This window comes from Veillonella parvula, assembly GCF_036456085.1.
GTDB lineage: Bacteria > Bacillota > Negativicutes > Veillonellales > Veillonellaceae > Veillonella > Veillonella parvula_E.
On sequence record NZ_CP138632.1, the window covers coordinates 2,200,758 to 2,213,486 of the forward strand.

Sequence of the window (12,729 nt, forward strand, 5' to 3'; positions counted from 1 at the left end):
AGAGGTAAAGTGATACCTCTATTATGTATGATCTTGCATGAATAGGAGATAGGATGTTAGACCGTATACAACGATGGCTTTCAATAGACACCATGTTGCCTGTTGCAGAACGATTAGGAGCTGTAGGAACTACAAAGCAGCTATATGGTAATTATTTAAAAATAGCTTGGCCAGCTACATTACAAGGTTTGATGTTACAATTTATGACTGCCATTGATTTGGCGATGGTTGGTGCCTTAGGTGCGTCAGCTCTTGCTTCGGTAGGCATTATGGGTCAACCTGAGATGGTAATGCTCATCTTTTGTCGAGCCTTATCCATTGCTGTGACGGCAATTATAGCTCGTCGTCATGGTGAAGGTGATGTAGATGGTATGAATGCCGTACTCAAGCAATCTATTTTATTGAATTTTTTAATTTATGTACCGTTATTATTGATATGTTTCTTGAATTTAGAGCATATTCTACGTTTTACGGGTGCTGAAGATGGCTATATTGAAACAGCCGTTTGGTATGGTCGTTTCATAGTTATTAGCTTAATATTTCAGTCCTTTAGCCAAATCGTAGGGGCTGCACTCATTGGATATGGTAACACTAAAGTTATTTTTAAATCTAATGTAGTAGGGAATATTTTGAATACGATAATGAATTTCTTCTTGATTTATGGTATTGGTTTCTTCCCTGAACTTGGCGTTATGGGGGCAGGTGTATCCACTATGATCAGTAGTGCTATTATTGCATTATTGTTGTTGCGTACGATTTCACAACATACTTCTACTGGATTAACATTGCGCCATCCGTCGAAATGGATGTTTGAAAGGCCCGTATTACATACAATGTTTCATGTCGGTGGCAGTTCTTTAGGAGAACAGTTCTTTGAGCGGTTCGGTATGTATACATACACTATGATTGTTGCTTCCTTAGGTGCGGTACCTTTAGCAGCACATTACGTATGTATGAATTTAATGGATATATTTTACTATTTTGCGATGGGTCTTGGATTTGCAGGTGCATCACATACGGGGCAAAGTCTGGGACACAAACGACCAGATATTGCACGTACTTATGGTAAAATTGGTGCTCGTATTGGTTTAGTCGTGGGCCTTGTAAGTGCATTAATCTTTATTGGTCCTGGTGATTTTTTAGTACAGTTATATACTCGTGAAAGTGATGTTGTTACACTTTCAGCCACTTTGATGGGCATTATGGCTATCGCTGCATTCCCTCAAGCATTACAGCAAGTGTATTCCGGTGTGTTGAAAGGGGCAGGAGATACATATTACATCATGAAATATTCTCTTGTAAGCGTAGCAATCATTCGTCCTATTATTACTTATTTATTGTGCATTACACTAGGTTTAGGGCTTTTTGGGGCATGGTTATCTTTGTGCTTCGATCAGTCTCTAAGATTATGTTGTTCTTATTTGAGATTTATTCGAGGAACATGGCAACATAAGGTTGTTTAATGAGATGTAAATTCTTTTTCACATTGAAAGTTTTAGAAGGATTCATGAAAAAGAAGTGAATAAACTCTTGTCTATTAAAAATTTTTGATGTACAATACGTAATGTGAAAAAAATGACACATTGGGGAATGTGTTATCTGACCAGAAACTTCTGATTTCACGTATATATGTAAGGGATATACATATGAAATGATAAAAGCTTCCTTAGTGCATAAGGGAGCTTTTATTCGTTCAATTATAGTTAGATCTATTAGTATATATAATAATGATTTTGATGAACTTATAAGACCAGTAATTTTATTATTGTTAGAGAATCTTAAAAAAGATAAATAGTATTATAATTTCGGGAATGTAATATGTGCAGAGAATCGCAGTGATTCGGCAATAGAGAGGGTTTAAATATTTATATTTATAATATTTATAGATAGATATAACTAAAAAATTCATCAAATATTCATGAAGAATATTGAATTATATTGAAAAATTGTGTAAAATATAAGCATATTATTACCAAAGCCTAAGTATTATAAGGGCTGTTTTTGGAGGGAATTATAATGAATAAAAAATTATTAGCTTTATTGGCAGTTGCTGCTGTAGGTGTGTCCGTAGCAGGTGCAACTCCTCAAACTCAATTCAATAAAGGTGAGTTTCAAGTTGATCTTGGTGCGTCTGATTCTAAAGCAAAAACTAAAGCTTGGACTTCTGATGCAAAATGGAACTTTGATGGTGGTGTAACATACGCTTTTACAGATAAAACAGCGTTGCAATACCAATACCATGGTTTGAATGATAAAATGTTCGGCACTAGCTATAGTGATAGAATGCAAGAAGTTAATTTGATTCAATCCTTGAACAAAAATTTCGCAGTATATGGCGGTTATGCTCACATTTCTGGTGATACATTCCCTAAAGCAAATAATATTGCTCAATTAGGTGTAATTGGTAAAGCTAACCTTGGCTCCAAAGTAGACGTTTATGGTAAAGCGGGTGTAGGGACTAAGAGAACTACTACTTGGGAAGCAGGTTTAGGTTATAAAGTTAACCAAGACTGGGATATTAATGCAGGGTATCGTTATATCAATACTAAACGTGATGATAAGTCTAATATTTCCTTCCAAGGTCCTGTAGTAGGATTATCTTACCGTTTCGGTGGTCACAAATCCGTAGCTCCTGTATACACTCCAGCGCCAGCTCCTGTATACACTCCGGCTCCAGCTCCTACTGTAGAAGCGCCTGCATATAAAACTCCTAAATTGGATTACTATGTACAATCTATCTACTTTGACTCCGACCAAGATGTTGCTCGTGCAGACCAATATCCAAACTTAACAGCTGCTGTAAATGCTGCTAACCAATATTCTCAAGACCAAGTTAAATTGATGGGTAACGCTGATACTGATGCAAATCCTCAATACAACATTGCTTTGTCTGAACGCCGCGTACAACATGTGGCTCAATATTTAGTTAACCATGGTGTATCTGCCGATCGTCTTATCGGTATTGCTAATGGTGATGTTAAACCAGTTGCAACTAACTCTACAGCAGCAGGTAAAGCTGAAAACCGTCGTGTAGACGTTTATATTCATCGCTAATCTCTAGACTAATCTAGATTAGGCCTACAATAAGTCCACCTTCAATCATGCTCTCTTGTTTATCGAGAATTCGAGCATGCGATAAGGTGGACTTTTGTGTTATACTAAAATTGCATACAATCCTAGGTCATACAATGTTCATTATGCTTTGGTAATGTATGCGATGTGAGAATCGTATAGTTATATAGGTGTAGCTTATTAATAGTGTTATGTGAAGTAGGTTATTATGAAAGAATTCAAATATTACAAACAGCTCATAGGAGCTATTATACTAGCGGGCATTATGATTATGATGGCACTACGTATAAGTGATATTGCTAGTGGTCTTGACGCTATCTTTACGGCTTTTGTTCCGCTCATTGTGGGTGCTTGTATTGCTTTCGTATTGGATATTCTAGTCGTTCGTTATGAACGATGGCTATGGCCTAAGTGTGACTCTGGATGGAAGTATAAAATACGTCGCCCGTTGAGTCTTTTGCTATCCTTTGTAACAATTAGTGTTATTGTGTATTTTATTGCTCGGATGGCTTTACCTCAATTGATTCATTCTATGTCGATTATTGTAGCTGCATCACCGCAATTGTATACGGATTTCCAAACATGGATGCAACATATTACAGAAACCATTCCAATGGCGTCGAATCAAACGATTATAGATGCCCTAAGTGGAGAGAATATTGCTAAATATACTCGTGAATGGGGGACAAAAGGTGGCACATATATTGTAAATGCAATGGGCACCGTATTGTCTTGGACTTTGAACATAGGTCTTGGCTTAATTTTTGCTGTTTATATGTTGCTTGATAAGGAACGCCTTATGTTACAAGGTAAACGTATATTAAAGGCTTATGCATCAGATGAGTGGGTAAATCGAGTTAGTTATGTAACTCGTGTAGCAGTTCAAACATTCAGTAATTTTTTTGTAGGTCAGTTTATAGATGCCTTGGTTCTAGGCGTGATGGTAGGTATTACTTTATGGCTATTTAATATTGAATATGCTACAACGATTGCTTGTGTAATTGGTCTAACTGGTTTGATTCCACTATTAGGTATTTATGTTGGTGGTATCATTGGAGCCGTTATGCTACTTACTGTTAGCCCTATGGATGCTCTTATCTATGTAATTATTCTGGAGATACTACATCAAATTGAAAGTAACTTTATTTATCCTAAAATTGTAGGTAACTCTGTTGGATTACCAGGTTTGTGGGTATTTGCTGCTGTTATCGTAGGCGGTAGTTTGATGGGGGTTACTGGTATGTTGATCGGTGTACCTTTAGTGGCTACATGCTATAAATTGATTATGACTGATGTAGATGGACGACTTGCATCTAATGAAGGTTTATAGTATATTGTCTAAATGATATGACTATTTACATATTTTTCGTGTTGCTGAATATAGCATGAACTTATAGAAATTCTAGTGTACTAATAGTTTGATTAATAGAAACATGGTATCTAGTAGGAGGATTATAATGAATAAAAAGTTGATTTCTATGGCATTAACGGGGGTATTAGCAGTGGGCATGTTATCCGTTGCTACACCAAGTGTGGCAGATGCACGCAAAACAAAGCCTGAAACAAGTACGGATATTTCTGTAAAACGTGCACCTGGCGAGTCCATAGTTATGACTATGAGCCAAATTGGAACTATTTTCCAAAATCGCTATCCTAATGCGGCGCTTCATTCTGTAGAGCTCAACTCTAATGACTTGAACTATGGTTATAAAGTAGTTGGTTATAGTAAGTATCATCAGTACAAGATGAAAATTGATGTAATCACTGGTAATGCTTCTGATATGGAAGAGGGGGGCAAACCTAAGAAAGTTATTGGTGAGATTTTTAATAAAGATAAAGTTATTGAATCAACACAAGCAGAACGTGTTGCAAAACAACAACTTGGAAATGATGCTGTTATGAAGGGCTGGAAAATTGAAGCTCATAATGGTAAAGTTTTATACTATGTGACTATGCATCAAGATGGTAAAAAAGTAGTTGTTACAGTAGATGCTGAGACAGGTGCTTATGTAGAACAATCTAAATCCTATAAATTACCACCTGAGCCAGATCAAGGCTTCGATGGTCGTAAAACAAATCTCGTTTGGGGTTCTGATATAGATATGGGCCGCTAACCTATCTATTGATGATTAATAAGAAAAGAGCCGAAGGCAATGCCTTTGGCTCTTTTTTGCGATTCCGATACTATAAAATATCGGTTGATAGTGCTCTTATGTTAGAATATTTTTTTTACAATAGATATGTTTGCAACAAAAGGACTGCGCCTAGGTTTAGTCCTTTTATTATTTATAACTATAGTTGTATTACCAACGATTTTCGTAGTACACTTGTGTCCACATGATAACCTCGACGAGGGATGGATGTGGGCTCATAGTTTCGCCTACAGTGATAACGGATCTAGGGTCCATTTCACGAGTAATACCTTTTTCACGTAAACGTTTAGTGCGTTCAGAAGCAATTTCTTCGTTGATTGCTGTCAACGGAGTTACACCACTATTCATAAGGTTCACATAAGGCTGGAAGAGGATAGAGGCTTGAGGACCTACGACATGCATACCAAGGATATGGTTGGTGTCTTTATCTACCACAATTTTTACAAATCCATCGTTTATATCTCCAGGGTTGATACCCATTGCATAGCCTTTTGCAGTGGAGGAGTAGAAGTTCTTCCCAACTCCTACATTGTAACCCGCTTTGATAGCTTCAGCCTCTGTGAGACCTACACTACCAATTTCAGGATAGGAGAAAGTAACTTTTGGTAATGTATCATACCTTGCCCAACGGTAATCATCTTCACTTGTTGCATAGAAGAGATTGTGAGCAATGATATCTGCTTCGTAGTTTGCACGGTGACGGAATGCCGGCTCCCCATTGACATCACCTAAAGCGTAGATACCATCAACGGATGTTTCTAAAAATTCGTTAGTTTTGATCCAGCCTTTAGGCCGAGTTTCAATACCAGTGTTTTCTAGGTGAAGTTCTTCTACAGCTGGACGGATACCTGCAGCTACAAGGATTTCTTCAACTTTAGTTTCTGTAATTTCGCCAGTAGTACGATCTTTAGTAACTACCACTTTAAGGCCATCTTCTTGGCGGATTTCAACAGTGTCTTGGTTTAGAAGTACGTTAATACCACGTTCTCTGTAGTTGTTAAGCAAGTGTTCCGATATATCTGCATCTTCTTTAGGTACTAAACGTACATTGTGCTGAAGAATTGTTACCTTTGTACCTGCGGAATCGAATACGTGAGCGAACTCAACACCAATCGGACCCGCACCAAGTACAGCAAGGGATTTGTATGGTTGTTTAGGGAATTTATCACCAAAGAGACTTTCACTAGTAAGGAACCCTGATTCTTGAAGACCAGGTACATTAGGTACATTACTATAGCCACCAGTACCAAGGATAATTGTAGGCGCTGTAATTTCTACAATGCCAAACCCATCGTTAAGATGGATGTTCATCACTTTATCAGATACAAAGCTTGCTGCACCACGATACACATCTACGTTGTCATAGGCATTGTAATAATCATAGATGCCTGCAGATTCGTCAATTTTATGCCAAGTACGCTTGGACACAGTATGCCAGTCCATAGTAGCAGGTCCAACGTTAACGCCAATTTTTTTGAATTCTTTTGTTTCTTGAATTGCATTAGCTGCTGTAACCATAACTTTTGTAGGAATACAACCGCGAGTTAGACATGTACCACCAAATTTACCTTTTTCTATGACTGCCACTTTAAGGCCTTTTTTGAGCGCAGCATCAGCTACGATGGTTGCGCCGCCTGTACCAACTACAATAATATCGTATTGTTTCATGTTGATTCCTTCCTATATATCTACTAATAGTTATTATCATTAACTATATTATACCACTACATTGAAGAAAATCAATATAGTTTGTTAGTGATTGGTGAAAGTTTATATTTAGTTTATCCAAATACATAATATTATTTCCAGAAAATTAAGAGGCGCGGATATATGTAACTTTCACAAAGTCCTATAAAAGAATGTACAATTAGTTTACAAAAAAAAGACGGTCCCAAAGGACCGTCTAAAAAAATTTTAGTTCCAATCTTGATGATAACCGCGTTTTGCATAATCAGCAGTAGCAGTGAAGAGGATATCTGTGCTAGAGTTAAGTGCAGTTTCCGTGGAATCTTGTAATACCCCGATAATAAAGCCTACGCCTACAACTTGCATTGCTACATCATTGGATATACCGAATAGGGAACAAGCCAATGGAATGAGTAACAAGGAACCGCCTGCAACACCGGAAGCCCCACATGCACCTATAGTGGCAATAACAGATAATAGGATTGCGGTAGGAATATCTACAACGATACCTAATGTATGCGCCGCAGCTAATGTCATGATTGTGATTGTAATTGCTGCACCACCCATATTGATTGTAGCTCCTAATGGAATGGATACGGAATACATATCTGGATTAAGTTTCAATCGTTTGGCTAAATCAAGGTTTACGGGAATGTTTGCAGCAGAACTACGTGTAAAGAACGCATAGATTGCAGATTCTCGTAAGCATTTGAATACCAATGGGTATGGATTACGACGAAGGTAAATAAAGGATAAAATTGGATTGATTACTAGTGCTACAAAGATCATAGAACCAAGTAATAATACGAGTAATTGAAAGTACCCAATCAAGGCTTCGATGCCGTTAGTAGCAATGGATTCTGCTACAAGGCCCATAATACCAAGAGGGGCGAATCGAATGATCCAACCTACTACAGTAGTAATAGCTTGTGCAATGGACTCCATAACTTCCTTCGTATTCATCGGTGCATGGCGTAAAGCACCACCAATGATAAGTGCCCAACCTAAAATACCGATGTAGTTAGCAGTCATTAATGCTTTTACAGGATTATCAACTACATTTTTTAGTAATGTTGTCATAACCTCTACGATACCTTGAGGTGGTGCGGCATCGGCTGCACCTGCTGCTAGGTGTAATGTAGTAGGGAAAAAGAAACTTACGATTACTGCTAAAGCCGCAGATAGGAATGTACCTAGTAAATATAAGGTTATAACAGAGCCCATACCTGTTTTTTGTCCAGAGCGATGTTTACTAATCGCAGCAATTACTAAGAAAAATACGAGGATAGGGGCGATACCTTTTAGCGCTCCAACGAAGAGGACTCCTAATAAAGCAAGTTCATTGGCCACATCGGGCACATAAAGAGCAGTTAAAATACCAATAATCAAACCTATGATAATTTGTTGGATTAGACTGACTCTATTGATTGATTTTACAAATCGATTCATAGTACACTCCAATACTTATATAAAAACAAATAAAATCCCATGATAAAGTATCCTTTCAACATGGACATATGTCATTATACAACGAACATGAAATGGTGGCAATAGATATTATAATCGATAGTCGTATATATTTATTATGAATATAGGTAAAAAATAGATATGTGTGTTTAGTTTTATATTATGTAGCGGAAAATACTAAATACCAGTGTTTTTAGTAGGTATGTATATATTACATAGTCATTATATAGAGTATATATATTAGGATTCTTTTTAGCGTTCCTATAGTGTGGTATACTATGCCATATATAATTCTTGAACATAGTTCTTGATTTGTGAAAGGTCCATAATGAATACTAAAGAATTTAAAACGTATGCAGATAAAGAGAAATTTGTACAAGGCGTTTTTTCTAATATTGCAAAAAACTATGACTTAATGAATACGGTGTTAAGCTTTGGACAAGATTATTTTTGGCGTAAATTCTCTGTAAAAGCGATGAATATCGGTCCTCACCAATATGTACTTGATGTGGCATGTGGCACTTGTGTATTTACGAAGGAAGCATTACGTCAAGAGCCCACTTTGAAGGTAGAGGCATTAGACTTTAATAGTGAAATGCTAAATCAAGGTCGTGTTCGTATTGAGGCTGCTGGTTTACTTAATCAAGTAAATTTAGTACAAGGTGATGCCATGGCCTTACCATATGAGGATAATACATTTGATGCTGCAATGAGTGGCTTTGCAATGCGAAATGTTCCAGATATTAAGCAGGTATTGTCTGAAATGCAACGCGTGGTAAAACCAGGGGGGAAGGTTGTGGTGTTAGAACTTGCAAAACCAAGTATGTTTGGGTTTAAACAGTTATATAACTTCTATTTTTCATATATATTGCCTATTATAGGAAAATTGAGCAAAGATAACTCTTCCTATGCATGGCTTCCAGAATCTTTACGTAGATACCCGCATCAAAGTGAGATTTTAGAAATCTGGAAATCTCTTGGATATGAAAATGCCACCTATCATGAATTGACAGGCGGCATTGTAGCTGTACACGAAGGTGTGGTACCGGAAAATTCTATTGTAGATAATAAGTGATGTTAGCGTCTTGTGAAACTATTAAAGAGCCTTTTTCTACAGGCGTAGTAGTTTCGAGAGCTGCTTTTAGCATTACTGGGTTACGATAGTAACCAGAGTCCATTGTGCTAGTTTCAGTTGTGCTAATGGAAACAGTTTTTACTGGTCCCAATGTACGACCGAGGGCAGCTGCGATAACTTCTGCTTTATGGCGACCGTTTTGAATCGCTTCTGTAGTTAAAGAATCAGATAATTGTTGAGACACATCATTTTGGAATGAAAGGTTGTTGATGTCGTTAGCACCAGCGCTAACAGCGGCATCGACAACCTTTCCTACGTTATCAAGGTTATTGATCTTAACTGTTACATGATTTGATACATTGTAACCTGTATTGATGCGTTTGCCGTCTTGATAGTCGCTCGTTGGATTGATGGAAATGCTAGATGTATAGATGTCTTTTTTTGCAACACCTAAGTTAGCTAATTGACTAATTAAATTACTCATAATACGATCATTATTAGATTTTGCAGCATTGATATTGGTATTTTGGCTTGTAATACCAAGTGTTAAAATCGCATAGTTAGGTGCTACAGATCGAGACGCTTGACCAGTAATATTAATTTCTGAAGTATCAAATGTGCCCTGTGGTGCAGCTAATGTGGTAGTTCCCATAGTAGCACATATAGCAGCTATAGCTACAGCTTTTGATAATAAATGTTTTGATAGTTTCATACTCAATCTCCTTACAATAATGTAATATTCATATTGGTAAACGCTAATAAAAGAAAACTAATTTGTGCTGGAAGTTCTTTATTACAGCTACATTGTACATGATTAATTGTGTAAAATCAATTATTAGGTTTATGATTAAAAATGAAAATAAAATGAAGATTTTGTAAAATTGAGAATTGGGGGTTGCGATTATATTTTCATTGTACTATAATATGCATACAGTCGTTTGAGCGGCTGTTTCTTAATGAGTGTAGCAATACACTTAGAGGTTTAAAATGAACTTCAAAAAAGATTATAAAATGTGTTGACATGAAAGTGGTCATAATGTTATTATAATCAAGTCGTCAATTACGACAGTACTTAATAATGAAGTAGTGCAAATTGATAACAGATCTTTGAAAACTGAACAATGATAGGTAATCAATCATATGATTGAACATATGCCAGAGTGCGGGTTTTGACATAGTCAAAACCAACCATAATTCAAAGTTACTTAAAAGTAACGATAACAAATAATGAGCTATTCAAATAGCTTCAAGGTATCTTGGAGAGTTTGATCCTGGCTCAGGACGAACGCTGGCGGCGTGCTTAACACATGCAAGTCGAACGAAGAGCGATGGAAGCTTGCTTCTATCAATCTTAGTGGCGAACGGGTGAGTAACGCGTAATCAACCTGCCCTTCAGAGGGGGACAACAGTTGGAAACGACTGCTAATACCGCATACGATCTAACCTCGGCATCGAGGATAGATGAAAGGTGGCCTCTACATGTAAGCTATCACTGAAGGAGGGGATTGCGTCTGATTAGCTAGTTGGAGGGGTAACGGCCCACCAAGGCGATGATCAGTAGCCGGTCTGAGAGGATGAACGGCCACATTGGGACTGAGACACGGCCCAGACTCCTACGGGAGGCAGCAGTGGGGAATCTTCCGCAATGGACGAAAGTCTGACGGAGCAACGCCGCGTGAGTGATGACGGCCTTCGGGTTGTAAAGCTCTGTTAATCGGGACGAAAGGCCTTCTTGCGAATAGTTAGAAGGATTGACGGTACCGGAATAGAAAGCCACGGCTAACTACGTGCCAGCAGCCGCGGTAATACGTAGGTGGCAAGCGTTGTCCGGAATTATTGGGCGTAAAGCGCGCGCAGGCGGATAGGTCAGTCTGTCTTAAAAGTTCGGGGCTTAACCCCGTGATGGGATGGAAACTGCCAATCTAGAGTATCGGAGAGGAAAGTGGAATTCCTAGTGTAGCGGTGAAATGCGTAGATATTAGGAAGAACACCAGTGGCGAAGGCGACTTTCTGGACGAAAACTGACGCTGAGGCGCGAAAGCCAGGGGAGCGAACGGGATTAGATACCCCGGTAGTCCTGGCCGTAAACGATGGGTACTAGGTGTAGGAGGTATCGACCCCTTCTGTGCCGGAGTTAACGCAATAAGTACCCCGCCTGGGGAGTACGACCGCAAGGTTGAAACTCAAAGGAATTGACGGGGGCCCGCACAAGCGGTGGAGTATGTGGTTTAATTCGACGCAACGCGAAGAACCTTACCAGGTCTTGACATTGATGGACAGAACCAGAGATGGTTCCTCTTCTTCGGAAGCCAGAAAACAGGTGGTGCACGGTTGTCGTCAGCTCGTGTCGTGAGATGTTGGGTTAAGTCCCGCAACGAGCGCAACCCCTATCTTATGTTGCCAGCACTTTGGGTGGGGACTCATGAGAGACTGCCGCAGACAATGCGGAGGAAGGCGGGGATGACGTCAAATCATCATGCCCCTTATGACCTGGGCTACACACGTACTACAATGGGAGTTAATAGACGGAAGCGAGATCGCGAGATGGAGCAAACCCGAGAAACACTCTCTCAGTTCGGATCGTAGGCTGCAACTCGCCTACGTGAAGTCGGAATCGCTAGTAATCGCAGGTCAGCATACTGCGGTGAATACGTTCCCGGGCCTTGTACACACCGCCCGTCACACCACGAAAGTCGGAAGTGCCCAAAGCCGGTGGGGTAACCTTCGGGAGCCAGCCGTCTAAGGTAAAGTCGATGATTGGGGTGAAGTCGTAACAAGGTAGCCGTATCGGAAGGTGCGGCTGGATCACCTCCTTTCTAGGGAGACATACACCAAGCCGAGAGCTTGGATGTCACTTAGGTCGACACTTTGGCGAGTAAGTAGACGTAGCATAAGCGCTAGCTGTACTTACACACTTATCATTGTTTGGTTTTGAGAGATCTGTAAAGACTCTCAATCTACAGATATGGGCCTATAGCTCAGCTGGTTAGAGCGCACGCCTGATAAGCGTGAGGTCGGTGGTTCGAGTCCACCTAGGCCCACCAGTTGGCTCATATAACTTGAAATACACTTTTGTGTAGAGTACAGACATTAAGAGCTAAAATAATAGGAAACGCTTATAAAAGATAACGGATTCTTCGGAATGGATTATCGAGACTTAAGTGAACCCATTACGGGGGCGTAGCTCAGTTGGGAGAGCACCTGCCTTGCAAGCAGGGGGTCAGGAGTTCGAATCTCCTCGTCTCCACCATTTAGTATTTGACAGCGAGTCTGTGA

At 39.2% G+C, this 12,729-nt stretch carries 8 protein-coding genes, 2 tRNA genes and 1 rRNA gene; 8 read left to right on the forward strand and 3 right to left on the reverse strand.

Going from position 1 to position 12,729, the window contains the following annotated elements; translation table 11 throughout:
• Positions 1 to 53: 53 nt before the first annotated feature.
• The 4 genes from PK1910_RS10195 to PK1910_RS10210 all read left to right on the forward strand — a co-directional run bounded on the left by PK1910_RS10195 (position 54) and on the right by PK1910_RS10210 (position 5,186).
• A complete protein-coding gene (locus PK1910_RS10195) occupies positions 54 to 1,463 on the forward strand; it encodes an MATE family efflux transporter (RefSeq protein WP_101928980.1) in 1,410 nt (469 codons plus the stop codon).
• Between the two features lie 553 nt (positions 1,464 to 2,016).
• Positions 2,017 to 3,054, forward strand: coding sequence for an OmpA family protein (locus PK1910_RS10200; protein WP_004692964.1), 1,038 nt, complete (start codon positions 2,017 to 2,019; stop codon positions 3,052 to 3,054).
• 226 nt (positions 3,055 to 3,280) lie between these two features.
• On the forward strand, positions 3,281 to 4,402 hold the full coding sequence (locus PK1910_RS10205; protein ID WP_024060234.1) for an AI-2E family transporter: 1,122 nt from the start codon (positions 3,281 to 3,283) through the stop codon (positions 4,400 to 4,402).
• 127 nt (positions 4,403 to 4,529) lie between these two features.
• Complete coding sequence (locus tag PK1910_RS10210) at positions 4,530 to 5,186, forward strand: PepSY domain-containing protein (RefSeq protein WP_004692962.1); 657 nt, start codon at positions 4,530 to 4,532, stop codon at positions 5,184 to 5,186.
• Positions 5,187 to 5,375: 189 nt separating this feature from the next.
• Here PK1910_RS10210 and PK1910_RS10215 read toward each other — a convergent pair whose 3' ends face one another.
• Together PK1910_RS10215 and sstT are read right to left on the reverse strand one after the other, a co-directional pair.
• Positions 5,376 to 6,893, reverse strand: coding sequence for a dihydrolipoyl dehydrogenase family protein (locus PK1910_RS10215; RefSeq protein ID WP_287511639.1), 1,518 nt, complete (start codon positions 6,891 to 6,893; stop codon positions 5,376 to 5,378).
• Between the two features lie 246 nt (positions 6,894 to 7,139).
• Complete coding sequence (gene sstT / locus PK1910_RS10220; protein ID WP_004692960.1) at positions 7,140 to 8,360, reverse strand: serine/threonine transporter SstT; 1,221 nt, start codon at positions 8,358 to 8,360, stop codon at positions 7,140 to 7,142.
• 346 nt (positions 8,361 to 8,706) lie between these two features.
• On the opposite strand from sstT, the gene PK1910_RS10225 reads away from it, so the two are divergent.
• Complete coding sequence (locus tag PK1910_RS10225) at positions 8,707 to 9,453, forward strand: ubiquinone/menaquinone biosynthesis methyltransferase (RefSeq protein ID WP_004698389.1); 747 nt, start codon at positions 8,707 to 8,709, stop codon at positions 9,451 to 9,453.
• Here PK1910_RS10225 and PK1910_RS10230 read toward each other — a convergent pair.
• Positions 9,434 to 10,165, reverse strand: a complete 732-nt coding sequence (locus PK1910_RS10230) for an SIMPL domain-containing protein (RefSeq protein ID WP_004698386.1) — start codon at positions 10,163 to 10,165, stop codon at positions 9,434 to 9,436. The two genes, PK1910_RS10225 and PK1910_RS10230, sit on opposite strands and share 20 nt — an antisense overlap.
• 541 nt (positions 10,166 to 10,706) lie before the next feature.
• On the opposite strand from PK1910_RS10230, the gene PK1910_RS10235 reads away from it, so the two are divergent.
• From PK1910_RS10235 to PK1910_RS10245, 3 genes are all read left to right on the forward strand, one after another.
• Positions 10,707 to 12,269 (forward strand): 16S ribosomal RNA (locus PK1910_RS10235).
• A gap of 151 nt (positions 12,270 to 12,420) precedes the next feature.
• A tRNA-Ile gene (locus PK1910_RS10240) sits at positions 12,421 to 12,497 on the forward strand.
• A gap of 130 nt (positions 12,498 to 12,627) precedes the next feature.
• Positions 12,628 to 12,703, forward strand: a tRNA-Ala gene (locus tag PK1910_RS10245).
• Positions 12,704 to 12,729: the final 26 nt, after the last annotated feature.